This window comes from Saccharopolyspora sp. 6M (assembly GCF_020176775.1).
GTDB lineage: Bacteria > Actinomycetota > Actinomycetes > Mycobacteriales > Pseudonocardiaceae > Saccharopolyspora_C > Saccharopolyspora_C gregorii.
Genome location: NZ_JAIUJZ010000036.1, coordinates 1 through 24,898 on the forward strand (window position 1 = coordinate 1; position 24,898 = coordinate 24,898).

Consider the following 24,898-nt stretch of genomic DNA (forward strand, 5'->3'; position numbering starts at 1 on the left):
CCGCCTCCGGGGCCCCCGCCCCGCGGGGGGGGGGGGGGGGGGGGGGGTGGGGGGGGGGTGGGGGGGGTGGGGGGGGGGGGGGGGGGGGGGGCGCCGCCGCCCCCCCCCGCGTCGGGCGAAGCGGCGCCGAGGTGCGCTTTCGGCGAAGAACAGCCGCAGGTTCGCCGCTATGTCCCGGTCGCCGAGCCGCCCGGCGAGCGCGAGGCTGCGCCGCAGCGGCCGCACGACGCGGCCGAGGTCGCCTCGTTCCCGGTCCACCCGCCCGAGTTCGAGGCGCACCGAGAGCTCGGCGGCGCCGTCGGATAGCGAACGGGCGGTCGCCATCGCGTCGATGAGGTGCGAACCCGGTTCCACCCCGAGCTGGTAGCCGCGGCCGGGTCTGGGACGAACTTCCGCCCGTTCGGCGGAGATCAGCCGTCGAACCGGTCCGCGCGGAGCGCGTGCAGGAACGCCGACCACGCGGCGGACGACATCCGCAACACGCCGCCGTGGGGGTCCTTGGAGTCGCGGGCGGCGATGGTGTCGTCCAAGTGGGCTATCTCGACGCAGTATTGAACCGAGTTGCTGTAGCTGCTCTTCTGCCAGTGCGATCGCATCGATCTCTCCTGTTCGTCAGCTCCGCCGACGCCACTCGTCGGATTTCCGGTCGATCAGTCGCAACGACTCGTCGGGAGGCAGCGCGATCTTGCGCAGCATTCCTAGTGCTTCTCGCCGCTCCGCGACGATCTGCTTCTCCTCGATGTAGGAGGCACAACCGATGGCCTCCCCGAGGACGAGATCAGCGTGCTCGGCGAATTCCAAGTACAGGAACGGCCCGTCCAGGCCGACGTGCGCCCCAGCGGAGTGCGGCACGATCTGCACGCTCACGTTCGATCGGGTCGCGACGGCCGATACGCGTTCCAACTGCCTGTGCATCGTCTCCGCAGTTCCGGCCTCCCGTTCGAGCACGCTCTGCTCGATCAAGAACTCGAAAGTGCGCTCGCTGTGCAGCTGAGTCTGCCGCGCAGTGCGCTGAGCCAGCAGCTTGTCCAAGTCGTCTTCGATGCCGTGCGGCGCAAGAGCGTGCGCGATGGCCATGACGTACCCGGGCGTCTGCAGCAGTCCCGGGAACAGCATCGTTTCGTAGCTCCGCAAGGTGGTCGCTTCCGCTTCGAAAGATCGGAAGTCGTCCCAGTACTTCTCCAGCGAGCCACTCGGCATGGTCCACCAGTTCGGGCTCGCACCGTTCCGAACCAGCGTCAGCACCTCCTCCCGCTCCCGGCTGGGAACCCGGTACAACCCCAGCAGCGCCGCCACGTCGTCGGTGTTGAGGCCTCGGTGCCCGGATTCCATCCGGCTGATCTTGCTCATCGAGATTCCCAGCGCCTGCGACACCTCCGGCGCGGAAAGTCCGCTGCGCCGCCGCAGATCGCGTAATCTGCTCGCCACTCGGCGCGTCCGCACCGGGACCGCGCTGCTCGTGCTCATGCCACCTCCTGTGCCGTTCGGGAGCAGCTTCTCGGGTTGCCGCCGCGGCAAGCCAGATCCCTCACCCGAAAGATTCATTGCGTGCCAGGGCGGGAAGTTCCGAAGGTGTTCCGCACCAACGGAAATCCGAATCACGGGAGGCACGGATGAGCGAAGCGAAATGGGAGATCACCGCGGCGGGGCGGGCGGAGGCGATCGTGATCACGATGGCCGCGCGCGGCATCCACCTCACCCAGAGCGAGACGCGCGTGGAGGTGATGAAGGAGCAGCTGGGCGAACTCGCCGACAAGCTCTACTTCCTCGACATGGCCTTCCAAGGAGACGCGGAGACCGCCGTCGAAGTGCTCTGCGCCCGCTGATCCACCCCGGGTGAACGGCCTGCTCCGGCGAACGGGTCGTTCACCCGCGGGGAGCCGCGCAGCCACCGGAACGGCGCGGCGGCGCGTGCTAGGTTCGGCGCCGCAACGGCCTCTGGGGGAACAGGACTGGACGTGCGACCTTCCGACGACATGCTGCCCGGGCACGGCGAACCGCCCGCACCGCGCGACGAACGCGGCGAACGCGACGCGGCGGAGCACTCGCCGGGACGCAGGGCCGGCGGCATCGCCGCGCAGCTCGCGGTGCGGCTGCTGGTGCTGCTCGTGTTCGCCACCGTCATGGGCGCCACCGGCATCACCGGCACCGACGGCACGCCCACCGAGCGCGGCACCGCGCTGGCCACCGGCTGCGCGCGGGTCGGGCCGATCAGCGCGTCGGGTCTCGGCTGGTGGTGGCGCTGCGAGGCGACGATCCGCTGGGACGACGGGCGCACCGAGCAGCGCACCTTCAAGTACTCCGACCTCACCCCGGACAACACCACGACCCCCGCACCGGTCGAACGCCGCGAGCTCGACAACCGGGGCAGCAACGTGGTGGTCGCATCGGCGGGTGAGTGGGCGCCGCTGGGCTGGGCGCTGTTCGCACCGCTGCTGGGGCTCGCGCTGCTCGGCGTTCACCTGCCCTCCCGGGACGCGGAACGGCGCAGGCGCGCCCGGCTGGGGATCTGGCCGCCCGCGCTGCTCGCCGCCGGGTGGTGGCTGGTCCTCGCGGGCGGGCTCGGCAGCGGTCGGCTCGACCTGCTCGGCTGGGTCCCGGTCGTGGTGGTCGTGGCCGGGCACGCGTTCCTCGCCGTCGGCGCCGGGTTCGCCCTCGCGCGGCGGCGGCACGGGTACCCCGATGTGGAGCCGCCGGTGCCGGTCGGCGGACGGCTCGCCCGCGCGAATCTGCTGCTGGTGCTGGGCATCCTCGGTCTCGGCGCGGCGCTGCTCAGCGGCCAAGCCCCGCTCGGCGTCCTCACCCTCGCCGCCCTGCCGGTCGTCGCGCTCGGCTTCGGCGTCCGCAGCCGCCTGGTCGCCGGACGCCTCCGCGCCCTGCACCCCGCGGCCTGAGGCGCACGGGGACCGGGCCGGTGAACGGCTCGGTTCGCCCACCCCCAGCCGACGAACCGGCCGCTCACCGCGCGGCTCCCGACCGGCGGACGGACCACAGTGCCGGTCGCTGCGCTCCAGTGCACCACCCGCCGCGCACACGTTCCGCACACGTTCCGCACGACCCCGCGTTGACCTCGGCGCGCCGCGGGATGTTGGATGGGCGCCGAGCGCTGGGGGCGCTCGTGCCGGTGGGTTCGCTCTCCTCCCGGGGGAGCTCTGGGGTTCCGGTGTGCGCGGTGCACGCGCGTGGAACCGTCCGGGCGCCGCGATCGTCGATCGTGGTGCCGACGGGTCGTACCCGGCCGGCGCGAGGCGCGCACCTGGCGCCCCGACAGGCACGACACCGGGGGTTTTCCGCATGGCAGAGCAAACACCGCAGCAGTTCCTCGACTCGTTGCAGGGCCGCGCCGACGAGATGGTGCGCCAGTCCCAGCAGCTGCAGGAACAGCTCGGTTCCCTCACCGAGACCGCCACCGAAGGCGGCGTCTCGGTCACCGTCGGCTCCAACGGCGCCCTGCAGGGCCTGGACTTCGACCGGAACTCGATGCAGCGCGGCCCGGCCGAGCTGCGCGACACCATCCTGCGGCTCGCCGCCCAAGCCCAGGGCGCCGTCGCGCACCGGGTCGCGCAGACCGTGGAGCCGTTCGCGGGCGCGTCGGCGATGGAATTCCTGCGAACCCAGCTCCCGGCGGAACCGGACGGGTCCGCCGCGAGTCGGAACGACGATCCGGCCTTCGACGAGGACGAACCGCCGCAGACCTACCTGCGGTGATCACTGGGGAGTGAGTTCATGTTCAAAGTGACACCGGACCGGCTGTCCACGCACGCGCAGTGGCTGGCCGGTCTCGCCGACGACATCGCCGCCGCCGGGCAGAAGGGCGCCGGGGTCTCGTTCGGCGTCGACAGCTTCGGGCTGGTCGGGCAGGTGTTCTCCGGGCAGGCCCGGCAGACCTCGCAGCGGGCCGCCGAGGAGATCGGCAAGTTCGCCGACCTCACCCGGGACCTCGGCGAACGCGTCGAGGCGACCGCCGCCGACTACCGGGACACCGACGTCCGCAACTCCGAGCAGCTCGGGCAGGTGGAGGTATGACCGGCATGCTCACCGACATGGGGTCCGACACCTCGACCGCGGGCGCGGGGATCTTCGACTCGGCGCGCGCCACCTGGAACGCGTTCGAGAGCGAGGACTGGGGCGAGTTCGCGGCCAGCGGCGGGATCCTCGCGCTGGACGGGCTGATCACCGCCATCGACCCGATCGGCTCGGTGCTCGCCGCCGGGGTCGGCTGGCTGATGGAGCACTTGACGCCGCTGCGCGAAGCGCTCGACTTCCTCGCCGGCGACCCGAACGCCATCAAGGAGGGCGCCGACACCTGGCAGCAGGTGAAGACCGACCTGGAGCAGCTGGCCGCCGACATCCCCGGCCAGGTCCAGTCCGGCTGCGCCGACTGGCAGGGCAAGGCGTGCGACACCTACCAGCAGCGCGCCGGGGAGTTCGCCGAGGGCGTCCAGGCCATGGCGATCAGCGCGGGCACCGCGTCCGGCGCGATGGCCACCGCGGGCACCATGGTCGCCACCTGCCGCGGCCTGGTGCGGGACATCATCGCCGCCGTCGTCGCCGAACTCATCAAGGGCGCGCTGGCCGCGCTCGCCGGGTCCGTCGTCAGCTTCGGGGCGACCGTCGCGGGCTACCTCGGCTACGCGGCCGGGCGGGTCGGCATGACCCTGTCGAAGATCGCGACGAAGGTGAGCGAACTGCTCGCCAAGCTCGGCAAGGCCGGGACGCACCTGGCCAAGGCCTTGGAGAGCATGGCGGAGGCGGGCGCGAAGGTCGGTTCCAAGCTCACCGCGGGCGGGTTGTCGGCGTTCCCGACCTCGCCGGGGCTCGGCGGCGCCGCGACCGCCGCCGGGCAAGCCACCTCCCGCGGCGCGGACGCCCTGGGCTCCACCGCGAGCGCGGTCGGCCGCGGCGGCGACGCGCTCGGCAGCGCCGGGGCGCGCACCGCGGACGCGGCCACCGGGCTCGGCAAGAGCGCCGAGCAGCTCGGCGGGCGCGGGGCCGGACTGATGGGCAACGCCGACGACCTGGGCCGGGCCGCCGAACGCACCACCCAGTCCGCTGTGGACAGGGCGACGGCATGGCCGGAAGGCGGCGGCATCAACGGCGCCGCCGCCCGCGAGACCGCGGAGACCATCTCCGACGTGCGCACCCCGGAGAGCGCCGCGGCCCGCGGCCTCCTCGGCGAGGAGCAGTACTACCAGCAGAACTACGACGGGGACGACGGCAAGGACTACAGCCTCTCCGGCACCATCCCGTCCGCGGAGGACCACTTCCCGACCACCTGACCCGTGACTGCCAGTTCTCGCTGCTTCTGCCGCGTGGTGCTCGGGTGGCGGAACCTCAGCGGCTTCGCCGCTGACAGGACACCGACACGACCCGCCGGGCGGGTTCAGCGACGGGCGGTCAGGTGAATGGCCCATTCGACCAGGCTCATCGGGTGAATGGGCCATTCACCTGCTTCGGTACCCGATCGTCGGCGGGACTTCACCGATTTCGCGGTATGCGGCGCTCCCACCTGCCAGGACTCTGGATCGGGTGTCCGCGATCGAGCGCCGCACCGACCCGACCTCCCTGGCCCTGCGCGGCTTGTCCGAGCACGAGTGCGCGCGGTTCCGGAACCGCAACCTGCGCCAGCCCGGCCGCGGTCGGCGGGTGCACCGCGTCGAACTGCGCGACTGGTACGGCGGACTGCGGTTCCCGGCACCCGCATGTCACCAACCACTGGACAGCCGCGCCCTGGCCGGGGATTCGGAGGCGGTGACCGCACCCGTGGACTGCGCCCGCTGCCTGGCGGGCGACCCGGACCCGTTCACCCCGCTCGTCGCCCTCGACGGCGGCCAGCTCCCGCTCGCCCTCGAACCCGGCGACGACTGAACCGAACGCCACCGGAAGGCACCCCGCGAGCGAACGGCCCGCCCGACCGGCAGGACCTGGTCGAACGGGCCGTTCACCTCGCGGAAGACCGCATCAGGACTCCAGCAGGACCCCGAGTTCGTCGCGGACCCGGCGGGCCGCCGAGCGGAGGTCCGCCACGGACGGGCCGTGGCCGAGGACGTCGCGGGCCGTGGCGGGCAGCACCGAGGGCAGCGCCGCACCGAAGGTGGCGCGCAGGCCCTGCACGGTGGCGCCCTGGGCTCCCAGGCCGGGAGCCAGGATCGGCCCGTTCAAGCGGGAGAAGTCCAGCTCCCCCGGCTTGATCGTCGCCCCGGCCACCACGCCGACGTAGCCGAACGGATCGGCCCCGGCGTTGTTCTCCGCCGCCGCGTCCACGATGGACTGGGCGACGGTGCGGCCGTCCTCGGCGGTGGAGCGCTGCAACGCCACGCCCTCCGGGTTCGAGGTGCGGGCCAGCACGAACACGCCGCGCCCGGTCTGCTCCGCGATGCCCAGCGCCGGTGCCAGCGAACCGAAACCGAGGTACGGCGACACCGTCAGCGCGTCCGCGGCCAGCGGCGAGTGCTCGTCGAGGTAGGCGTTGGCGTACGCCGTCATCGTCGAACCGATGTCACCGCGCTTGACGTCCAGCAGCACCAGCGCCCCGGCCTCGCGGGACGCGGCGACGACCTTCTCCAGCACCGCCACGCCCGCCGAGCCGTAGACCTCGAAGAACGCCGACTGCGGTTTGAGCACCGCGACCTCACCGGCCAGCGCCTCCACCGCGGTCATCGCGAACCGCTCCAACGCCGCCGGGCTCTCCTCCAAGCCCCAGGCGTGCAGCAGCGCCGGGTGCGGGTCGATGCCCACGCACAGCGCGCCGCGCGCCGCGACCGCGTCCGCGAGCCGCCGCCCGAAACCGGCCCGGACGGCCGTCACCGCAGCTCACCGCTCTTGCGCAGCGCCGCCTGCAGCGCCTGCAGCGGCCGCACGCCGATGTCGCCGTTGATGACCGCCTCAATGCCCTGCACCGCCGCCGAAGCGCCCTGCACGGTGGTGATGCACGGGATGTCCCGGGACACCGCCGCGGTGCGGATCTCGTAGCCGTCGACCCGCGGGCCCGGGTTGCCGTACGGGGTGTTGACCACCATGTCGATCTCGCCGGCCCGGATCAGGTCGATGACGTCGCGCTCACCGTCCTGCTTGGACTCGTTGTGCTTGCGCACCTCCTTCGCCGGAATCCCGTTGCGCCGCAACACCTCCGTGGTGCCCGAGGTCGCGAGAACCTCGAACCCGAGGTCGGCGAGGCGCTTCACCGGGAACACCAGCGAACGCTTGTCCTTGTTGGCGACCGACACGAACACGGTGCCCGAGGTCGGCAGCGAACCGTACGAGGCGGTCTGGGACTTCGCGAACGCCTGCCCGAAGGAGACGTCGATGCCCATCACCTCACCGGTCGACTTCATCTCCGGCCCCAGCAGCGAGTCCACGCCGTGGCCCTCCGGGGTGCGGAAGCGGTGGAACGGCAGCACCGCTTCCTTCACCGCCACCGGCGCGTCGATCGGCAGGTCCGCACCGTCCCCGGTGGACGGGAGCAGGCCCTCGGCCCGCAGGTCGGCGATGCTCGCGCCCAGCATGATCCGGGACGCGGCCTTCGCCAGCGGCGCCGCCGTCGCCTTCGACACGAACGGCACGGTGCGCGAGGCCCGCGGGTTCGCCTCCAGCACGTACAGCACGTCGTCCTTCAACGCGTACTGCACGTTGAGCAGGCCGAGCACGCCGATGCCCTTCGCGATGGCCTTCGTCGACTCGCGGACCTGCTCGATGTCCTGGCGTCCCAACGTGATCGGCGGCAGCGCGCACGCCGAGTCGCCGGAGTGGATGCCGGCCTCCTCGATGTGCTCCATCACGCCGCCGAGGTACACCTCGTCGCCGTCGCACAGCGCGTCCACGTCGATCTCGATGGCGTCGTCGAGGAAGTTGTCCACCAGCACCGGGTGCTCCGGGGTGACCTCGGTGGCGCGGGCGATGTAGTTCTCCAGCGACGCCTCGTCGTAGACGATCTCCATGCCGCGGCCGCCGAGCACGTACGACGGACGCACCAGCACCGGGTAGCCGATCTCGTCGGCGATGCGCTTGGCCGCGTCGAACGAGGTCGCCATGCCGTACTTCGGGGCGGGCAGCCCGGCCTTGCGCAGCACGTCGCCGAACGCGCCGCGCTCCTCCGCGAGGTGGATCGCCTCCGGCGGGGTGCCCACGATCGGCACGCCCGCGTCGGCGAGCCGCTGCGCCAGGCCCAGCGGCGTCTGCCCGCCCAGCTGCACGATCACGCCCGCGACCTCGCCGGACGCGCGTTCGGACTCGACGACCTCCAGCACGTCCTCGAACGTCAGCGGCTCGAAGTACAGCCGGTCCGCGGTGTCGTAGTCGGTGGACACCGTCTCCGGGTTGCAGTTGACCATCACGGTCTCGAACCCGGCGTCGCGCAGCGAGGTCGCCGCGTGCACGCAGGAGTAGTCGAACTCGATGCCCTGGCCGATGCGGTTCGGCCCCGACCCGAGGATGATCACCTTGGGGCGTTCCCGCTGCTCGACGACCTCGGACTCGGCGCCGGGGTCCAGCTCGTAGGCCGAGTAGTGGTACGGGGTGCGGGCCGCGAACTCGGCCGCGCAGGTGTCCACCGTCTTGTACACCGGCCGCACGTCCAGCCGGTGCCGCAGCGACCGCACACCGTCCTCATCGGACAGTTCGGGGCGCAGCGCGGCGATCTGGCGGTCGGACAGCCCGGAGCGCTTCGCCAGCCGCAGCAGGTCCGCGTCCAGCACCGGCGCCGCGATCAGCTGCTCGCGCAGCTCCACCAGCGCGGCGACCTGGTCCACGAACCACGGGTCGATGCCCGAGGCCTCGTGCACCTGCGCCACGGTGGCGCCCAGCCGCAGCGCGCGCTCCACGGTGTAGAGCCGCCCGTCGTGCGCGATCCGCAGATCGTCCAGAGTGGACTCCAGGGTCGCGCCCTCCGGGTCGCCCTTCGTCCAGAACCCGATCCGCGAGGTCTCCATCGAGCGCAGCGCCTTGCCCAGCGCCTCCTGGAAGGAACGACCCAGCGACATCGCCTCGCCGACGCTCTTCATCGTCGTCGTCAGCAGCGGGTCGGCGCCCGGGAACTTCTCGAACGCGAACCGCGGCACCTTGACGACCACGTAGTCCAGCGTCGGCTCGAAGCTCGCCGGGGTCTCGCCGGTGATGTCGTTGCGGATCTCGTCGAGCGTGTAGCCGATCGCCAGCTTCGCCGCGATCTTCGCGATCGGGAAACCGGTCGCCTTCGATGCCAGCGCCGAGGAGCGCGACACCCGCGGGTTCATCTCGATCACGACCATGCGCCCGGTCTCCGGGTGGATCGCGAACTGGATGTTGCAGCCGCCGGTCTCCACGCCCACCGCGCGCAGCACGTCGATGCCGACGTTGCGCATCTTCTGGTACTCGCGGTCGGTCAGCGTCATCGCCGGGGCCACCGTCACCGAGTCACCGGTGTGCACGCCCATCGGGTCGATGTTCTCGATGGAGCAGATGACCACCACGTTGTCCGCGTGGTCGCGCATCAGCTCCAGCTCGTACTCCTTCCAGCCGAGCACGCTCTCCTCGATGAGCACCTCGTGCACCGGGGACTCGGTGAGGCCCAGCGAGGCCATCCGCTCCAGGTCCTCGTGCGTGTGCGCCATGCCGGAGCCCAGGCCGCCCATCGTGAAGCTGGGGCGGATCACCACGGGCAGCGAGTGCTCGCGGACGAACTCGCGGACCTCGTCCATCGACTTGCACACGGCGCTCTCCGGCGCGTCGCCGCCGATGGAGCGCACGATGTCCTTGAACCGCTGCCGGTCCTCACCGCGCTCGATGGCCTCGATGTCGGCGCCGATCAGCTCCACGCCGTACTTCTCCAGCACGCCGCGCTCGTCCAGCGCCATCGCCGTGTTCAGCGCGGTCTGGCCGCCGAGGGTCGCCAGCAGCGCGTCGGGGCGCTCGGCCGCGATGACCTTCTCCACGAACTCCGGGGTGATCGGTTCCACGTAGGTGGCGTCCGCGAACTCCGGGTCGGTCATGATCGTCGCCGGGTTGGAGTTGACCAGGCTGACCCGCAGCCCCTCCTCCCGCAGCACCCGGCACGCCTGCGTGCCCGAGTAGTCGAATTCGCAGGCCTGCCCGATGACGATCGGCCCGGAGCCGATCACCATCACGTGCTCGATATCAGTGCGCTTCGCCATCAGCGGGCCTCGCTCATCATGCTGGTGAACTCGTCGAACAGGGGCGCGGCGTCGTGCGGACCGGCCGCCGCCTCCGGGTGGTACTGGACGCTGAACGCGGGTCCGTCGAGCAGCCGCAGGCCCTCGACCGTCCCGTCGTTCGGGCAGTAATGGCTGATCTTCGCGGCGCCGAAGTCGGTGCCGAACCGCTCACCGGCCTCGCCCTCGACCGCGAAACCGTGGTTCTGCGCGGTGATCGCGACCTTGCCGGTGTCCACGTCGATCACCGGGATGTTGATGCCGCGGTGGCCGTAGCGCATCTTGTACGTCCCGCGGCCGAGCGCGCGGCCCAGCAGCTGGTTGCCGAAGCAGATGCCGAACAGCGGCAGCTTGCGGCCCAGCACCTCGCGGGTGAGCTCCACGGCGTGGTCGGCGGTCGCCGGGTCGCCGGGGCCGTTGGACAGGAACACGCCGTCCGGGTTCACCGCCAGCAGGTCGTCCACTGTGGACGACAGCGGCAGCACGTGCACCTCGATGCCGCGCTGGGCCATCATCCGCGGCGTGTTGGACTTGATGCCCAGGTCCAGCGCGGCGACGGTGAACTTCTTCTCGCCCTCGGCGGCCACCACGTACGGCTCGGCGGTCGTCACGTCACCGGCGAGGTTCGCGCCGGACATCTGCTCGGACGCCGTCACCTGCGCGACCAGCTCCTCGTCGGAGCCCAGCGCCGCACCGGAGAAGATCCCGGCGCGCATCGCGCCGCGCTCGCGCAGGTGCCGGGTCACCGTGCGGGTGTCCAGGCCCGCGATGCCCACGATGCCCTGCGCGCGCAGCTCCTCGTCCAGCGCGCGGCGGGAGCGCCAGTTCGACGGCACCCGCGCGGGGTCGCGCACGGCGTAGCCCGCGACCCAGATGCGCTGCGATTCGTCGTCCTCGTCGTTCCAGCCGGTGTTGCCGATCTGCGGCGCCGTCTGCACCACGATCTGGCGGTGGTAGGACGGGTCGGTCAGCGTCTCCTGGTAACCGGTCATGGCGGTGGAGAACACCGCCTCGCCGAGCGTTCGGCCCTCCTGGCCGTAGGCGGCGCCGCGGAAGATCCGGCCGTCTTCGAGCACCAGTGCCGCCGGGGTGTGCGCGGTCATGCCTGTCCCTCCGGGTTGTCGTCACGTCCTGCGGCAGGCGCCAATGCCCGCACCGCACCCGCCCACTCGTCCTGAGTGGACTTGTCGTCCGCGCGGAAGCCGGTGTCGATGTCCTGGTCCCCCAGGCGCCAGGTCACCACCAGCAGCCCCGCACCGGGAACGACCTTGTTCGCCAGCTTGTGGTCCACCCGCGCGTCCAGCACGGACTCCGCGGGAATCCACATCGGACTCGCGCCGGTCCGCTCCAGCAGCAGGCCCGAGTCGCGCAGCTTCGCCACCGCGTTCGCGCGGTGCCCGATGTCGCCGACCACGATCCGGTCCTGCCAGTCACCGGCCTTCGTGCTGCCCACGTAGAAGCCGCTCTGGTCGGCCAGCAGCGCGGGCCGCTCGGCCACGTCCGCCGGGGCCGCCGGGAACGCGGCGAACTCCGCGTCCTGGCGCCGCTTGCGGTTCAGCCAGCCGCGGCGCATCCCGAAGTACACCAGCGCCAGCAGCGCCAGCAGCGCCAGCACCCACAGCGTCCGCTCCATCAGCGCCGCACCTCGCCCTCGTGCGCGGTGACCCGGCCGCGCAGCAGCGTCGCGCGCACCCGGCCCGGCAGCTCCATGCCCTCGAAAGGCGTGTTCGCCGTGATGCTGGCCAGTTCCGCGCCGCGCACCGTCCAGCGCGCGTCCGGATCGACCAGCGCCAGGTTCGCCGGTTCGCCCACCGCGATCGGGCGGCCCTGGTCGGCCAGCCCGGCGATCTGCGCGGGCCGCTCGCTGAGCACCCGCGCCACGCCGCGCCAGTCCAGCAGGCCCGGCTCGACCATCGTGCGCGCCACCACGCCCAGCGCGGTCTGCAGGCCGAGCATGCCGGGCTTGGCGGCCGACCACTCGCAGTCCTTGTCCTGCGCGGCGTGCGGCGCGTGGTCGGTGGCCACGCAGTCGACGGTGCCGTCCGCCAGCGCCCGCCGCAGCGCCCGCACGTCCTCGTCGGTGCGCAGCGGCGGGTTCACCTTGTTGACCGGGTCGTAGGTGCTCAGCAGCTCGTCGGTGAGCAGCAGGTGGTGCGGCGTGACCTCCGCCGACACGGTGCCCGCGGACTCGCGCGACTTCCACCAGCGCAGGATCTCCGCGGTGCCCGCCGTGGACACGTGGCAGACGTGCAGCGTGCCGCCGGTGTGCCCGGCCAGCAGGCAGTCCCGCGCCACGATCGACTCCTCCGCCGGAGCCGGCCAGCCCGCCAGGCCCAGCCGGGCCGCGTTCGCGCCCTCGTGGGCCTGCGCGCCGACCGTGAGCCGCGGCTCCTCGGCGTGCTGGGCCACCACCACGCCCAGCGCCTTCGCGTACTCCAGCGCGCGGCGCATCACCAGCGGGTCGTGCACGCACTTGCCGTCGTCGGAGAACACCCGCACCCCGGCCGCCGAGCGCGCCATCGTGCCCAGCTCCGCGAGCTGCTCGCCGCCCAGGCCGACCGTCACCGCGCCCACCGGGTGCACGTCGACCAGGCCGATCTCCAGGCCGCGGCGCCACACGTGCTCCACGATCACCGCGTTGTCGGCCACCGGGTCGGTGTTGGCCATCGCGAACACCGCCGTGTAGCCGCCCAGCGCGGCCGCCACCGAACCGGTCTCGACCGTCTCGGTGTCCTCGCGGCCCGGCTCCCGCAGGTGCGTGTGCAGGTCCACGAAACCGGGCAGCAGCACCCCGCCGCCGCCCCGCACGACCTCGTCGGCCTCGACGTCCAGGTCCGCGCCGATCTCGGCGATGACCTCGCCGTCGACCAGCACGTCCACCGGCGTGCCGTCCCCGTAGGGACGGACTTCCTCGATCAGCACCCGGCTCACGCCGCGATCTCCTCTCCGGCCAGCAGGTGGTAGAGCACCGCCATGCGCACGTGGACCCCGTTGCGGACCTGCTCGGTGATCGCCGCGCGCGGCGAGTCCGCCACCGCCGGGGCGATCTCCATGCCGCGCAGCATCGGGCCGGGGTGCAGCACCACCGCGTGCTCCGGCAGCAGCGCCAGCCGCTTCTCGTTCAGGCCGTAGGCGATCGAGTACTCGCGAGCCGACGGGAAGAACCCGCCGTGCATCCGCTCGGCCTGCACCCGCAGCAGCATCACCGCGTCCAGGCCCGGCAGCATCGGGTCCAGCTCGTGCACGACCTCCGCGCCCCAGTGCTCGATGCCGTGCGGCACCAGCGTCGGCGGCGCCACCAGCACCACCTCGACGCCGAGGGTCCGCAGCAGGTGCACGTTCGACCGCGCGACCCGGCTGTGCAGCAGGTCACCCACGATCGCGATCTTGCGCCCGGCTAGCTCGCCGAGGCGTTCCCGCAGCGTCGCCGCGTCCAGCAGCGCCTGCGTCGGGTGCTCGTGCATCCCGTCGCCCGCGTTCACGACCTGGGTGCCCGCCTCGTCCAGCCAGCCCGCGAGCCGGTGCGCCGCGCCCGAAGCCGGGTGCCGCACGATCACGCAGTCCGCCCCGGCCGCCGAGAGGGTCAGCGCGGTGTCCCGCAGCGACTCGCCCTTGCCGACCGAGGACGCGGAGGCCGACACATTGATCACGTCGGCGCTCATCCACTTGCCGGCGACCTCGAACGACACCCGGGTCCGGGTGGAGTTCTCGTAGAACATGGTCATCACGGTGCGCCCGCGCAACGTGGGCAGCTTGCGCACCTCGCGGCCCAGCAGCGTCTGCTTCAGCGTGCCCGCGGTGTCCAGCACCGCGGTCGCCGTCGCCGCGTCCAGGCCCTCGGTGGACAGCAGGTGCCGCATCACCGCACCTCCTCGCTGCGCCGGATGAACACCGAGTCCGCGTCGTCGACCTCCGCGAGCCGCACCGCGACCTCCTCGCTGCGCGAGGTCGGCACGTTCTTGCCCACGTAGTCCGCGCGGATCGGCAGCTCCCGGTGGCCGCGGTCGACCAGCACCGCCAGCTGCACCGCGCTCGGCCTGCCCTGGTCCCGCAGCGAGTCCAGCGCGGCGCGCACCGTGCGGCCGGAGAACAGCACGTCGTCGACCAGCACCACCAGCGCGCCGTCGATGCCCGCGGGCGGCAGGCTGCTCGGCTCCAGCGGCCGGTTCGGTTGTTTTCGCAGGTCATCTCGGTAGAGCGTGATGTCGAGGGTGCCGGTGGGCACCTCCACCCCGCTGAACTCCGCGATCCGGGCGGCGAGGCGGCGCGCCAGCGGCACGCCCCTGGTCGGGACTCCCAGCAGCACCACCCGCGGGGCCTCGGGCCCCTCCGCGGTGGTGTCCAACGCGGTCTTCTCGATGATCTGATGAGCGATGCGGGCGATCGTGCGCGCAACGTCACCGGCCGAGAGCAGCTCCCGCTGCCCGGCCGGGTCCGTCGCGCCCGCCTGCCGGCGTGACGCCACGGTCTGGCCTCCTTCCCCGCCTCACTGGACGGGTCCTTAAAGGATGGTTGATTCCCCAGTGGACGGGATGCGCGTGCACCCGCCCGCCGGAACGAACTTCGGATCGCCACCAGGTGACCACCGGGTTCGCCTTGTACGCTATCAGCGTCCGCAGGTCAATCGTCCGGGTGGTGTGTGCGTACTCGCCCTGGCGGCATAGGAAGACCAACTTGACCTAGTGACACTTGCGAGCGAACATTACTCTCCGTATCAATCTGAGCTTTCCTCCCCGGCATCCGATCTAGGCTGACGGGGCGAATGAAACGGAGAAACGCCACATGGGCGACTACGCCAAGGCGCTGGGCGGCAAGCTCCGCGCTATCCGCCAGCAGCAGGGTCTCTCGCTGCACGGCGTCGAGCAGAAGTCAGGCGGGCGGTGGAAGGCCGTGGTCGTCGGGTCCTATGAACGTGGCGACCGAGCGGTCACCGTGCAGAAGCTCGCCGAACTGGCCGACTTCTACGGTGTTCCGGTCGCGGAGCTACTCCCGGAGGGTCGGGTGCCCTCCGGCGCCGAACCGGCCACCAAGGTCGTGATCAACCTGGAGCGGTTGCAGCAGCTGCCTGCCGAGAAGGTCGGGCCTCTCGCCCGGTACGCGGCGACCATCCAGAGCCAGCGCGGCGACTACAACGGCAAGGTGCTGTCCATCCGGACCGAGGACCTGCGATCCCTCGCCATCATCTACGACATGACCCCCGGCGAGCTGACCGAACAGCTCATCGACTGGGGCGTCCTGCCGCCCGAGGCACGACCCGCTCGGGAGGAGTGAACTCGCGAATGCGGCTGCTGCGGGCCCGCCCCGGAACCCGGGGACGGGGCCGCAGCCGTCCTGCGCTCGGGCCGGGAAACCGATTTCCGGGTGCGGATGCGACAACGCGGGGACGCACCGGCGCCCCCGCGAAGTTCGGCTGATCAGTTCTGCGCGTCGGACTCGGCGCGCTCCCGCGCCGCGGCCTCGGCGGCCTCCAGGTTGCGGATCGACGTCCGCAGCCGGTCGCTGATCCCGGCGATCCGGCCCAGCACGCCGTTGACGAACCGCGGCGAATCGTCCGTGGACAGCGCCTTCACCAGCTCCACGGCCTCGTCGATGGCGACCGCGGGCGGCACGTCCTCGCTCCACAGCAGCTCGTAGAGGCCCAGCCGCAGCACGGCCCGGTCCACCGCGGGCATCCGGCTCAACGTCCAGCCCTCGGAGTGCTCGACGAGCACGTCGTCGATGCGCTGCCGGTTGCCCGCGACGCCCTCGATGAGCGTCACCGAGTAGTCCGCGACGGGCGCGGCCTCGGGCGCGGCGAGCCGCTCGGACAGCAACGTCACCGCGTCGAGACCGCGCAGGTCGGCCTCGTACAGCACGTCCACCGCGCGTTTGCGGGCCTTGCTCCGTGAGCCCAACTCACAACTCTCTTTCCGGTGTCCCCCGCCCGGCGCGAACCGCGGCCCTGCCGGACGCACCGGCGGGGCCGCGGGCGCGGCGGGAACGAATCACTTGGTGTTGACGCGACCCAGGTAGCGCCCGTCGCGCGGGTCGACCTTGACCTTGTCGCCGGTGTTCAGGAACAGCGGGACCTGGATCTCCGCACCGGTCTCCAGCGTCGCCGGCTTGGTGCCGCCGGTGGAGCGGTCGCCCTGCACACCGGGGTCGGTGTGCGAGACGGAGAGCTCCACCGAGGCGGGCAGCTCCACGTACAGCGGCTCGTCGTCATGGCGAGCGATGACCACGTTGCTGTTCTCCAGCATGTAGTCCGCCGCGTCGCCGACGACCGGGCGCGCCACGGTCACCTGGTCGTAGGTGTCCTGGTCCATGAAGACGAAGTCGGTGCCGTCGTCGTAGAGGTAGGTCATCTCGCGGCGGTCCACGTTCGCCGTCTCGACCTTGACCCCGGCGTTGAAGGTCTTGTCGACGGTCTTGCCGGAGAGCACGTTCTTCAGCGTGGTGCGCACGAAGGCGCCGCCCTTGCCCGGCTTGACGTGCTGGAAGTTGACCACGGACCAGAGCTGGCCGTCGATCTTGAGCACGAGTCCGTTCTTGAGGTCGTTCGTGGATGCCACGTGTCCGGTCTCTCCATGTGATGCGGGCTGCGGTTGACAACTGAGGCGGCGTGCGGCGCCGCCGTAACGTCATCGGCCGCACGCGCACCGCGCTCAGACGGCGACGAGCTCCTTGGTCGTCAAGGTGAGGAGTTCCGGCGTGCTCTCGCGCACGGCCAGGGTGTCCTCGATGCGGACCCCGCCACGCTCCGGCACGTACACGCCGGGTTCGACGGTGACCACCATCCCCTCACGAATCGTACCGTCCCCCCGCTGCGACAACGCCGGTGCCTCATGGATTTCGAGGCCGACGCCGTGGCCGAGGCCGTGCGGGAACCGCTCGCCGCACCCCGCGTCCTCGATCACCTTCCGGGCCGCGCCGTCCACTTCGCGCACGTCCGCGCCGGGGCGCACCGCCTCGCACCCGGCCGCCTGCGCGGTCCGGACCAGCTCGTAGATCTCGCGCTGCCAGTCGGCGGGGGAACCCAGCACCACGGTGCGGGTCATGTCCGAGTGGTAGCCGTCCACCAGGGCGCCGAAGTCCATCTTCACGAAGTCCCCCGCGGCCAGCACCGCCGAAGTGGGCCGGTGGTGCGGGATCGCCGAGTGCGCGCCCGCGGCCACGATCGTCTCGAACGACGGACCGGCGGCGCCGTGCTCGCGCATCCGGGCCTCCAGTTCGCGGGCCACCTCCAGCTCGGTACGACCGGGGCGCAGCCCGCCGTGCTCGATGAGGTCGGCCAGCGCGCGGTCGGCCGCCGCGCACGCCATCCGCAGCGCGTCCACCTCCGCGGCGTCCTTGATCAGGCGGAGCTCCTCCACCAGGCCGGGGGCCCGGACGAGTTCGATCCCCGGGGCGGCCGCGGCGATCACGTCGAGCCCGTCCACGGTGACGTGCCCGCTCTCGAAGCCGGTGCGCCGGTAGCGGGCCGGGTGCTGCGCGAGGTGTTCGGCCAGCACGAGTTCGCTGGGCCGCTCGATGAACCGCTCCAGGTCGGGGACCTGCTCGGCGGACTGGGTTCGGTAGCGGCCGTCGGTGCTGAACGCGGTGGCCCGCTCCGCACCGGGCTCGTCGGCGGCGTGCACCACCAGCGCGGCCTGCGAACCGGTGAACCCGGTCAGGTAGCGGATGTTGAGCAAGTCGGTGACCAGCACCGCGTCCAGCTCCGCTCGGCGGAGCAGGTCGCGCAGGGCTTGGCGGCGGCGGGCGTGCGTCTCGGGCATGCGCACCAGCCTAACCAGACATCGCGCGAGGCCACGCCCGCTTGGCCGAAGGCGCCAGGTGCACGGACCGCCTGCCCCGAGCACCCCTGGCGGACGGCCCGTCGAGGCGTCAGCGGAGGTCGCCGGCCCGGGGCAAGGCGTCCCAGGCGCGCTGGTCCAGGTCGGTCACCGGCGAGTCGTTCGCGGCCGCGCTGTCCGCCAGGATCGTCCAGGCGCGGTCGTGGTCGTCGAGCACGACCAGCTCCCCCGCCGGGGACCGCAGCACCGGTGCGCCGGCGCGGACCACGCCCGCCACCGGCACGTCCTCCAGCGCCGGGACCCGCTCGTCGCGGACGCGGCGCACCATCGTCGCGGCCACCGAGCGGCGCTCCACGCGCACCTTCCGCCCGCCGCGCACCACGTCCACCGTGCGCTCCGGCGACGGCACCCCGAACGCCTCCAGCACGTCGCGGGCGCCCGCCGGGGCGGCGCAGCCGGTCACCCCGATCACGTCCAGCCCGAAGGAGCGCAACGCCGTCGGCGCCGGGTCCGGTTCGGTGGCGCGCAGCAGGTCCACCGGCACCGTGCCGCACGGGTCCTCGGTCGAGGTGGGTGCGTGCCCGTCGTCGCCGCGCACCAGCCCCGGTCCTTCCCGCCACGGCCCGGGCACCAGCAGCGGTGCGTACGGGTGGCGGGTGAAGTCGCGGTCCCAGGAGGTGATCGTGGTGCCCTGCTCGGTCTGGTGGGCGATCAGGAACGCCCGCAGCGCGTCGCTCCACATCCAGTCCGCGCTGAACGCGTCCACCACGGACCGCCGCCGCGCCGCGTCGGTGGTGCCCGCCGGGGTGAAACCGGCCTCGCCGAGCGCCTGCACCCGGTCGGTGAACTCCGGGTCCTTGGCGCGCAGCACGAACTGCCCCGCGCCGTTCCACCCGGCGCCGGACGCGGTGGTGTCGGTGAACATCAGGTAGAACCAGCCGTCCAGGAACAGCGCCGAGGGCTGGCCCGCGCCGTAGTCGTTGGCCCGGTGCACCTCCCCCGACGGCCGCACGATCGACCGGCCGCCCGCCTCCCGCCGCCACGCGCGGCCGTCGCCGCTGCTCGCGACGCCGATGGCGTTGCCGTGGGCGTGCTCGGCGGCGGCCCCCGTGTAGTACAGGTAGTACCGGCCTCCGGTGCGCAGCACCGACGGGTCGCAGGTGTGCTTGCCGTCGAACGCGCCCGGTTCGGCGGTGAACACCGGGACCGCGGGGGCGCCGTCCGCGGAGAACTCCTCGTCCAGGGCACCGGATTCGGCGAACAGCACGTCGTCACCGGGCGGGCCGATCCCGGGCAGCTGGCTGCACCACCAGGCCCGGTGGTGCATGCCTTCGCCCTCCGGTTCGGCCAGCACGCTCGGCGCGTAGTTGTACGGGGCCGGATTCCCGCCGGAGGCCACCACACCGTCGCTGGAGCGTTCGTCCGCGGTGCGCAACGCGCCGCTGCTGAGGCTGCGCTCGACGGGCCGGTCGAACCGGGTCGGCGGGTGCTGCGGCACCGCCTCGGGCAGGGCGCACGCCGCGAGCAGTGCGAACGCCGCGCCGAGCGGGACCAGCGCGCGCACCCGCCCGGACGGGCGGGATCGTTCGACCATGAGCGGAAAGAGCCTTCCCCCGTGCGATCCCCCGCCCCCGCGCGGGAATCCCGGGCGATCCCGGGCCACCCCAGTTTAGGAGATCGTCTCAACCGCCCGGACCCGAACCGGGCGCTCAGGCCTGGGCGGTGCGCTCCTCCGCGATCCAGCGCAGCGCCAGCGCGTAGCCGCGGACGCCCAGCCCGACGAGCACCCCGGTCGCGATGTCCGACAGGTAGCTGTGCCCGCGGAACGACTCGCGCTTGTGCACGTTCGAGATGTGCACCTCCAGCAGCGGACCCGTCAGCTGCGAGCACGCGTCCCGCACCGCGATCGAGTAGTGCGTCCACGCCGCCGCGTTCAGCACCACCGGGGTGCCCGCGTCGGCCGCCTCGTGCAGCCAGCCGAGCAGCTCGCCCTCGTGGTCGGTCTGCCGCACCTCGACGTCCAGGCCCAGCTCCGCACCGGTGCGCTCGCACAGCGCGACCAGGTCCGCATAGGTCGTGGACCCGTAGATCGCCGGCTCCCGCGTCCCCAGCCGGCCCAGGTTCGGGCCGTTGAGCACCAGGACCTTCACAGGAACACCTCCGACCCGGCCTGCTTGCGCTCGCCGCCGGTCAGCGCCGAGTAGGCGGCCGCCACCAGCGACGGGTCCGGGCCCTCCAGCCTGCCCGGCTTCGCGAGTCCGTCGAGCACCACGAACCGCAGCATCCCGGAGCGGGTCTTCTTGTCCAGCTTCATCGAGTCCAGCAGCTGGCCCAGCGCGTCCGGGTCGTAGGACGTGGGCAGGCCCAGCAGGTCCAGCACCCGCTTGTGCCGGTCCGCGGTCTCGTCGTCGAGCCGGCCCGCCAGCCGCGCCAGCTCCGCGGCGAACACGAGGCCCACGCTGACCGCCGCGCCGTGGCGCCACCGGTAGCGCTCCCGGCGCTCGATGGCGTGCGCGAGGGTGTGGCCGTAGTTGAGGATCTCCCGCTGGTGCGATTCGCGGAGGTCCGCGGCGACCACGTCGGCCTTCACCTGGATGCTGCGGCGCACCAGCTCGCCGAGCACCTCGCCCGTCGGGTCAAGCGCGGCGTCCGGGTCCTGCTCGATCAGCTCCAGGATGCGCGGGTCGGCGATGAAACCGGTCTTGACGACCTCACCCATGCCCGCGATGAGCTCGTTGCGCGGCAGGCTCTCCAGCGTCGCCAGGTCCACCAGCACCGCGGTCGGCTCGTGGAACAGGCCGACGAGGTTCTTGCCCGCCTCGGTGTTGATGCCGGTCTTGCCGCCGACCGCGGCGTCCACCATGCCGAGCAGCGTCGTCGGCACGTGCACCACGCGCACGCCGCGCATCCAGGTGGCGGCGATGAACCCGGCCACGTCGGTGACCGCGCCGCCGCCGAAGGACACCACGACGCCGCCGCGGTCCATGCCGATCTTGCCGAGGACCTCCCAGCAGAACCCGGCGACCGCGAGGCTCTTGCCCTCCTCGGCGTCGGGGATCTCGACCCGGTGCGCGTCGATGCCCGCGTCGGCGAGCTCCTCGCGCACGGCCTCGACGGTCGCGGTGATGCTCGGCTGGTGCAGCAGCGCCACCACCGAGGTCCCGCTCAGCAGCTCGACGAGGTCACCGAGCAGGCCCCGCCCCACGACCACGTCGTAGGGCTGCTCGGATCCGACCCTGATGCGCACCGGCTCGGGCATCGTTCTCCACTCATTCAGTCGCGGCTCGGCACACCGCCGGGACGTCGAGCGCCCCGCGGCGTTTCCCCCGCGATTATTCACGCTTCGGCGGCCGGGTTGGTGCCGCCCGGACGGATCTCGGCGAGCTTCCCGGCGACCAGTTCCGCCAGGCGCCACGGTTCCAGGCCGTCGGTGGGCTGCTCCACGTCGGCGGCCTCCCGGTACAGCGGGAGGCGCGCGTCCAGCAGCGCCTTGAACGTGGCGCGCGGGTTCACCCCGGCCAGCAGCGGGCGGGACGTCTGGGCCAGCCCGGTGCGGCGGGCGCCTTCGGCCAGGCCCACGGTCAGGAACACCACCGGGTGCTCGGCGAGCAGCTTCCGGGTGCGTTCGGAGATCACCGCGCCGCCGCCGAGCGAGAGCACGCCGGGGTGCTCGTCGAGCGCGGTGGCCACGGCCTGCTCCTCCAGCGCGCGGAACGCCGGTTCGCCGTCGGTGGTGAAGATGTCCGGGATCGGTTTGCCCGCCAGCCGCACCACGTCGTCGTCGGTGTCGCGGAACGCCACGCCGAGGTGGTCGGCGAGCAGCCTGCCCACCGTCGTCTTGCCCGACCCCGGCGGGCCGACCACGACGGCGCGCGGCGACATCAGCGCACCTGCCGCTTCTCGGCGCGCTCGGCCAGGGCGGCGAGGTAGCCCTCGACGTTGCGGCGGGTCTCCGGCAGCGAGTCGCCGCCGAACTTCTCCAGCACCGCCTCGGCGAGCACCAGCGCCACCATCGTCTCGGCGACCACGGCTGCCCGCGGCACGGCGGTGATGTCGGAGCGCTGGTGCATGGCCTGCGCCGGTTCGCCGGTGTCGGTGTCCACGGTGGCCAGCGCGCGGGGCAGGCTGGAGATCGGCTTCTTCGCGGCGCGCACCACGAGCGGTTCGCCGTTGGTGATGCCGCCTTCGAGCCCGCCCGCGCGGTTGCTGCCGCGGCTGACCCAGCGGGCGCCGTCGGCCGGGTAGATCTCGTCGTGCGCGGCGCTGCCCCGGCGGGTGGCGTTCGCGAACGCCGCACCGATCTCGACGCCCTTGACCGCCTGGATGCTCATCAGCGCTCCGGCGAGGCGCGCGTCGAGCTTGCGGTCCCAGTGCACGTGCGAGCCGATGCCCGCGGGCAGGCCGTAGGCGATGACCTCGACGACGCCGCCGAGGGTGTCGCCATCGGCCTTCGCGGCGTCGACCTCGGCCATCATCCGCTCGGTCGCGTCGTCGCCGAAGGCGCGCACCGGGTTCTCGTCGATGGCGGCCAGGTCGTCCGGCCCGGGCAGCGTTTCGCCCGCGACGCTGACCGAGCCGAGGCTCACCACGTGGCTGACGATCTCGACACCGAGCAGCTGCTGCAGGAACCGGCGCGCCACGGTGCCCGCGGCGACGCGGGCCGCGGTCTCGCGGGCGCTGGCGCGCTCCAGCACCGGCCGCGATTCCTCGAAGCCGTACTTCTGCATGCCGGGCAGGTCGGCGTGGCCGGGCCGCGGGCGGGTCAGCGGCTCGTTGCGGGCGAGCCCGGAGAGCACGTCCTCGTCCACCGGGTCGGCGGACATGACCTGCTCCCACTTGGGCCATTCGGTGTTGCCGATGCGGACGGCGATCGGGCCGCCCTGGGGGCGCCGGTGGGGGACCCCACCGATGATCTCCAGCTCGTCGGATTCGAAGTTCATCCGCGGGCTGCGGCCGAAGCCGAGCTTGCGCCGCTCCAGCTGGGTCGCGATGTCGGCGGTGGTCACCTCCACTCCGGCGACCATGCCTTCCAGCACCGCCACCAGGGCGGGACCGTGCGATTCTCCGGCTGTCATCCAACGCAACACACCGAAATCCTGCCACGCAACGCCGCAGGCCGGGCGGGCCGGGTGCGGATCGGTCAACCGCTCCCGAAGACCGGGCCGACCGCCGTGACCAGCCAGGCGGGCAGCAGCATCGCCGGGCCGTGCGGCACCGCCGACCGCCGGACCGCGCAGGCGTGCAACGCGGTGAGCACCGCGCTCACCAGCACGCATCCGAGGACCGCGGGCACCGACACCGCGCCGACCAGCGCGCCGAGCGGCCCGGAGAGCTTGAGGTCGCCCGGCCCCAGCGCGGGCGGCGAGAGCATCCGCACCAGGCCGTAGCACCCCGCGAACAGGGCGGCGCCGACGAAGGCCGAGACCAGCATCACGGCGTTCCCGGCGGCGCTCGCGGTCCCGGCCACCGCGGCGAACGCCAGCGGCCAGGCGGGCAGCGTCAGCGCGTCCGGGAGCCGGTGCGCGCGCAGGTCGCAGACCGCGAGCAGGACCCCGGCCCATCCGAGCAGCAGCGGCACCGGCGCCCACCACACCGGTAACGCCCCGCCCACCGCCCGGGCGGCGACCGGTGCCCACAGCAGCGCGGTCCCCGCTTCGCAGCACCACCGCGGCACCGGTATCCCGATGCGCGCGGAGCGCAGCAGGGCGCGGCCGCCCCACCCGGCCACCGCGCCGAGCGCCCCGGCCGCGAAGGCGATGCCGGTGAGGTGGGCGAACCCGCTCGTCAGATCCATGCGCCCAGCGTCGCGCCCGGACGCGGAGAGCTCCGTGCCGACATTCCCCGGTGTGTCGGCGTCCCCCACGACCGGACACGAAAGAGGGGCCCCCCCCCCCCCCCGCGGGGCGCGCCCCCCCCCGGGGGGGGGCCGGGGGCGGGGGAACCCCGCGAGCCCCCCGGGCCCCCCCCCCCGGGGGGGGGCGCCCCCCCCCCCCCCCCCCCCCCCCCCCCCCCCCCCCCCCCCCCCGCGGGGCCCCCTCTCCGACGCGGGGGTCAGCCTTCGACGGTGAACAGCGGATCGCCCGCGGCGACCTCGCCGTCCTCGCGGAGGTCGTGCAGGGCCTCGGCGGTGAGGTCCAGCGCGATCACCGGGCACACCGCGGAGTACCCGGCCGCCTCCACCGCCGACGGGTCCCAGGACACGACGGGCGCGCCCGCTTCGACCGCGTCGCCCTTGGCGACGTGCAGGGTGAACCCCTCGCCCTTGAGCTGGACCGTGTCGATGCCCAGGTGCACCAGCACCGCGGTCCCGCCCGGCGCGGCGACCACGAACGCGTGCGGGTGCAGCGTGGCGACCGTCCCGGCGATCGGCGCGACCGCGTCCGCGGGCCCGGCCGCCGGTTTCACCGCCACCCCGGGGCCGACCATGGCCTGCGAGAACACCGGGTCCGGGACGTCGGCGAGCGCGGCGGCCAGCCCCGTCACGGGGCTCCGCACCTCCACGCTCACAGCAGGTCCTCGATGTCCCCGGCCAGCGTGTCCGCCTCCGGCCCGACGACGACCTGGACGACGGTGCCCTGCCGCAGCACCCCGTGCGCGCCCGCCGCCTTCAGCGCGGCCTCGTCCACGCGCGACTCGTCGCCGACCTCGCAGCGCAGGCGCGTGATGCACGGTTCGATCTCCACCACGTTGTCCCCGCCGCCCAGCGCGGCCAAGATCGCGGCGGCCTTGTTCTGAGCCACCCGAAGCTCCCTTCGTCTCCCGGCGGTCTACGTCCGTCCGGTGCGCGTTCGTCGTCCGGGAAGGGTCCCGCACTCGGTCGATCTTGCGTTACCGAGTGTCGAAGCGGCAACAAAAACAGCCCCGCCTTGACACCCATCCGTGTGAGCCAGCATTCTTCCGCAGCAACTGGTATAGACCGGACAGTACCAATGATCCCGATCACGGTGGAGCCGTTCCCACCGGAACGATCCGGATCGATCC

The 24,898-nt window shown here is 72.8% G+C and carries 28 protein-coding genes; 7 read left to right on the forward strand and 21 right to left on the reverse strand.

What is annotated here, in order from left to right:
- The 3 genes from LCD31_RS06245 to LCD31_RS06255 form a co-directional block, all read right to left on the reverse strand.
- On the reverse strand, positions 1-354 hold a 354-nt coding region (locus tag LCD31_RS06245), incomplete at its 3' end, for a hypothetical protein (protein WP_224956562.1).
- A 56-nt stretch (positions 355-410) separates the two neighbouring features.
- Positions 411-596, reverse strand: a complete 186-nt coding sequence (locus LCD31_RS06250) for a DUF397 domain-containing protein (RefSeq protein WP_224956563.1) — start codon at positions 594-596, stop codon at positions 411-413.
- Between the two features lie 16 nt (positions 597-612).
- On the reverse strand, positions 613-1,467 hold the full coding sequence (locus tag LCD31_RS06255; protein ID WP_224956564.1) for a helix-turn-helix transcriptional regulator: 855 nt from the start codon (positions 1,465-1,467) through the stop codon (positions 613-615).
- Between the two features lie 146 nt (positions 1,468-1,613).
- Between LCD31_RS06255 and LCD31_RS06260 the strand changes: the two genes are divergently transcribed.
- The 6 genes from LCD31_RS06260 to LCD31_RS06285 all read left to right on the forward strand — a co-directional run bounded on the left by LCD31_RS06260 (position 1,614) and on the right by LCD31_RS06285 (position 5,868).
- Positions 1,614-1,826, forward strand: coding sequence for a hypothetical protein (locus tag LCD31_RS06260; RefSeq protein ID WP_224956566.1), 213 nt, complete (start codon positions 1,614-1,616; stop codon positions 1,824-1,826).
- A gap of 132 nt (positions 1,827-1,958) precedes the next feature.
- Positions 1,959-2,894: a DUF6346 domain-containing protein gene (locus LCD31_RS06265; protein ID WP_224956568.1), complete on the forward strand. Its 936-nt coding sequence runs from the start codon at positions 1,959-1,961 to the stop codon at positions 2,892-2,894.
- 400 nt (positions 2,895-3,294) lie between these two features.
- Positions 3,295-3,708, forward strand: a complete 414-nt coding sequence (locus LCD31_RS06270) for a YbaB/EbfC family nucleoid-associated protein (protein ID WP_224956570.1) — start codon at positions 3,295-3,297, stop codon at positions 3,706-3,708.
- A gap of 18 nt (positions 3,709-3,726) precedes the next feature.
- The gene (locus tag LCD31_RS06275; RefSeq protein WP_224956571.1) at positions 3,727-4,026 is read left to right on the forward strand and encodes a type VII secretion target; all 300 of its coding nucleotides are present in this window, start codon (positions 3,727-3,729) and stop codon (positions 4,024-4,026) included.
- Complete coding sequence (locus LCD31_RS06280) at positions 4,023-5,279, forward strand: WXG100 family type VII secretion target (RefSeq protein ID WP_224956572.1); 1,257 nt, start codon at positions 4,023-4,025, stop codon at positions 5,277-5,279. The genes LCD31_RS06275 and LCD31_RS06280 overlap by 4 nt, the downstream gene beginning before the upstream one ends.
- Before the next feature lie 250 nt (positions 5,280-5,529).
- Positions 5,530-5,868: a hypothetical protein gene (locus tag LCD31_RS06285; protein WP_224956573.1), complete on the forward strand. Its 339-nt coding sequence runs from the start codon at positions 5,530-5,532 to the stop codon at positions 5,866-5,868.
- Positions 5,869-5,961: 93 nt separating this feature from the next.
- Here the strand turns inward: LCD31_RS06285 and pyrF are convergent, their stop codons facing one another.
- The 7 genes from pyrF to pyrR are packed head-to-tail and all read right to left on the reverse strand — an operon-like array spanning position 5,962 to position 14,610.
- Positions 5,962-6,807, reverse strand: coding sequence for an orotidine-5'-phosphate decarboxylase (pyrF, locus tag LCD31_RS06290; protein WP_224956574.1), 846 nt, complete (start codon positions 6,805-6,807; stop codon positions 5,962-5,964).
- The gene (gene carB / locus LCD31_RS06295) at positions 6,804-10,127 is read right to left on the reverse strand and encodes a carbamoyl-phosphate synthase large subunit (protein ID WP_224956575.1); all 3,324 of its coding nucleotides are present in this window, start codon (positions 10,125-10,127) and stop codon (positions 6,804-6,806) included. The genes pyrF and carB overlap by 4 nt, the downstream gene beginning before the upstream one ends.
- Positions 10,127-11,248, reverse strand: a complete 1,122-nt coding sequence (gene carA, locus LCD31_RS06300; RefSeq protein WP_224956576.1) for a glutamine-hydrolyzing carbamoyl-phosphate synthase small subunit — start codon at positions 11,246-11,248, stop codon at positions 10,127-10,129. Before carA ends, carB begins: the two co-directional genes overlap by 1 nt.
- The gene (locus LCD31_RS06305; RefSeq protein ID WP_224956577.1) at positions 11,245-11,778 is read right to left on the reverse strand and encodes a transporter; all 534 of its coding nucleotides are present in this window, start codon (positions 11,776-11,778) and stop codon (positions 11,245-11,247) included. The genes carA and LCD31_RS06305 overlap by 4 nt, the downstream gene beginning before the upstream one ends.
- Positions 11,778-13,076 (reverse strand): dihydroorotase, encoded by a 1,299-nt coding sequence (locus tag LCD31_RS06310; RefSeq protein WP_224956579.1) that lies wholly within the window; start codon positions 13,074-13,076, stop codon positions 11,778-11,780. Before LCD31_RS06310 ends, LCD31_RS06305 begins: the two co-directional genes overlap by 1 nt.
- Positions 13,073-14,005: an aspartate carbamoyltransferase catalytic subunit gene (locus LCD31_RS06315; protein WP_224956581.1), complete on the reverse strand. Its 933-nt coding sequence runs from the start codon at positions 14,003-14,005 to the stop codon at positions 13,073-13,075. Before LCD31_RS06315 ends, LCD31_RS06310 begins: the two co-directional genes overlap by 4 nt.
- A complete protein-coding gene (pyrR, locus tag LCD31_RS06320) occupies positions 14,005-14,610 on the reverse strand; it encodes a bifunctional pyr operon transcriptional regulator/uracil phosphoribosyltransferase PyrR (RefSeq protein WP_224956582.1) in 606 nt (201 codons plus the stop codon). The genes LCD31_RS06315 and pyrR overlap by 1 nt, the downstream gene beginning before the upstream one ends.
- A gap of 317 nt (positions 14,611-14,927) precedes the next feature.
- Between pyrR and LCD31_RS06325 the strand changes: the two genes are divergently transcribed.
- Positions 14,928-15,416 (forward strand): transcriptional regulator, encoded by a 489-nt coding sequence (locus LCD31_RS06325; protein WP_009943043.1) that lies wholly within the window; start codon positions 14,928-14,930, stop codon positions 15,414-15,416.
- Between the two features lie 143 nt (positions 15,417-15,559).
- On the opposite strand, the gene nusB is transcribed toward LCD31_RS06325, so the two are convergent.
- The 11 genes from nusB to LCD31_RS06380 form a co-directional block, all read right to left on the reverse strand.
- Entirely contained in the window at positions 15,560-16,039 is a 480-nt protein-coding gene (gene nusB, locus LCD31_RS06330) for a transcription antitermination factor NusB (protein WP_224956583.1), read from the reverse strand.
- A 90-nt stretch (positions 16,040-16,129) separates the two neighbouring features.
- Complete coding sequence (gene efp, locus LCD31_RS06335; protein ID WP_224956584.1) at positions 16,130-16,696, reverse strand: elongation factor P; 567 nt, start codon at positions 16,694-16,696, stop codon at positions 16,130-16,132.
- Between the two features lie 93 nt (positions 16,697-16,789).
- On the reverse strand, positions 16,790-17,899 hold the full coding sequence (locus LCD31_RS06340) for a Xaa-Pro peptidase family protein (RefSeq protein ID WP_224956585.1): 1,110 nt from the start codon (positions 17,897-17,899) through the stop codon (positions 16,790-16,792).
- A gap of 109 nt (positions 17,900-18,008) precedes the next feature.
- Positions 18,009-19,511, reverse strand: coding sequence for a beta-xylosidase (locus tag LCD31_RS06345; RefSeq protein ID WP_224956586.1), 1,503 nt, complete (start codon positions 19,509-19,511; stop codon positions 18,009-18,011).
- A gap of 115 nt (positions 19,512-19,626) precedes the next feature.
- On the reverse strand, positions 19,627-20,067 hold the full coding sequence (gene aroQ, locus LCD31_RS06350; protein ID WP_224956587.1) for a type II 3-dehydroquinate dehydratase: 441 nt from the start codon (positions 20,065-20,067) through the stop codon (positions 19,627-19,629).
- Positions 20,064-21,176 (reverse strand): 3-dehydroquinate synthase, encoded by a 1,113-nt coding sequence (gene aroB, locus LCD31_RS06355; RefSeq protein ID WP_224956588.1) that lies wholly within the window; start codon positions 21,174-21,176, stop codon positions 20,064-20,066. The genes aroQ and aroB overlap by 4 nt, the downstream gene beginning before the upstream one ends.
- A gap of 77 nt (positions 21,177-21,253) precedes the next feature.
- Complete coding sequence (locus LCD31_RS06360; RefSeq protein WP_224956589.1) at positions 21,254-21,799, reverse strand: shikimate kinase; 546 nt, start codon at positions 21,797-21,799, stop codon at positions 21,254-21,256.
- Entirely contained in the window at positions 21,799-23,004 is a 1,206-nt protein-coding gene (gene aroC, locus LCD31_RS06365; RefSeq protein WP_224956590.1) for a chorismate synthase, read from the reverse strand. The genes LCD31_RS06360 and aroC overlap by 1 nt, the downstream gene beginning before the upstream one ends.
- A 53-nt stretch (positions 23,005-23,057) precedes the next feature.
- Positions 23,058-23,711, reverse strand: a complete 654-nt coding sequence (locus LCD31_RS06370) for a prepilin peptidase (protein ID WP_224956591.1) — start codon at positions 23,709-23,711, stop codon at positions 23,058-23,060.
- A 257-nt stretch (positions 23,712-23,968) separates the two neighbouring features.
- Positions 23,969-24,424, reverse strand: a complete 456-nt coding sequence (locus LCD31_RS06375) for a PTS glucose transporter subunit IIA (RefSeq protein WP_224956592.1) — start codon at positions 24,422-24,424, stop codon at positions 23,969-23,971.
- Positions 24,421-24,657, reverse strand: coding sequence for a glucose PTS transporter subunit EIIB (locus tag LCD31_RS06380; protein WP_224956593.1), 237 nt, complete (start codon positions 24,655-24,657; stop codon positions 24,421-24,423). The genes LCD31_RS06375 and LCD31_RS06380 overlap by 4 nt, the downstream gene beginning before the upstream one ends.
- Between the last annotated feature and the right edge of the window lie 241 nt (positions 24,658-24,898).

Excerpts from the sequence above, each read along its gene's own strand:
- LCD31_RS06325 (WP_009943043.1), top strand. The coding sequence starts at position 14,928 with ATGGGCGACTACGCCAAGGCGCTGGGCGGCAAGCTCCGCGCTATCCGC.
- LCD31_RS06345 (WP_224956586.1), bottom strand. The coding sequence starts at position 19,511 with ATGGTCGAACGATCCCGCCCGTCCGGGCGGGTGCGCGCGCTGGTCCCG.
- LCD31_RS06275 (WP_224956571.1), top strand. The coding sequence starts at position 3,727 with ATGTTCAAAGTGACACCGGACCGGCTGTCCACGCACGCGCAGTGGCTG.
- LCD31_RS06250 (WP_224956563.1), bottom strand. The coding sequence starts at position 596 with ATGCGATCGCACTGGCAGAAGAGCAGCTACAGCAACTCGGTTCAATAC.
- LCD31_RS06305 (WP_224956577.1), bottom strand. The coding sequence starts at position 11,778 with ATGGAGCGGACGCTGTGGGTGCTGGCGCTGCTGGCGCTGCTGGCGCTG.
- LCD31_RS06270 (WP_224956570.1), top strand. The coding sequence starts at position 3,295 with ATGGCAGAGCAAACACCGCAGCAGTTCCTCGACTCGTTGCAGGGCCGC.
- LCD31_RS06315 (WP_224956581.1), bottom strand. The coding sequence starts at position 14,005 with ATGCGGCACCTGCTGTCCACCGAGGGCCTGGACGCGGCGACGGCGACC.
- LCD31_RS06340 (WP_224956585.1), bottom strand. The coding sequence starts at position 17,899 with ATGCCCGAGACGCACGCCCGCCGCCGCCAAGCCCTGCGCGACCTGCTC.
- carA (WP_224956576.1), bottom strand. The coding sequence starts at position 11,248 with ATGACCGCGCACACCCCGGCGGCACTGGTGCTCGAAGACGGCCGGATC.
- carB (WP_224956575.1), bottom strand. The coding sequence starts at position 10,127 with ATGGCGAAGCGCACTGATATCGAGCACGTGATGGTGATCGGCTCCGGG.
- LCD31_RS06255 (WP_224956564.1), bottom strand. The coding sequence starts at position 1,467 with ATGAGCACGAGCAGCGCGGTCCCGGTGCGGACGCGCCGAGTGGCGAGC.
- aroB (WP_224956588.1), bottom strand. The coding sequence starts at position 21,176 with ATGCCCGAGCCGGTGCGCATCAGGGTCGGATCCGAGCAGCCCTACGAC.
- LCD31_RS06260 (WP_224956566.1), top strand. The coding sequence starts at position 1,614 with ATGAGCGAAGCGAAATGGGAGATCACCGCGGCGGGGCGGGCGGAGGCG.
- LCD31_RS06360 (WP_224956589.1), bottom strand. The coding sequence starts at position 21,799 with ATGTCGCCGCGCGCCGTCGTGGTCGGCCCGCCGGGGTCGGGCAAGACG.
- LCD31_RS06280 (WP_224956572.1), top strand. The coding sequence starts at position 4,023 with ATGACCGGCATGCTCACCGACATGGGGTCCGACACCTCGACCGCGGGC.
- LCD31_RS06370 (WP_224956591.1), bottom strand. The coding sequence starts at position 23,711 with ATGGATCTGACGAGCGGGTTCGCCCACCTCACCGGCATCGCCTTCGCG.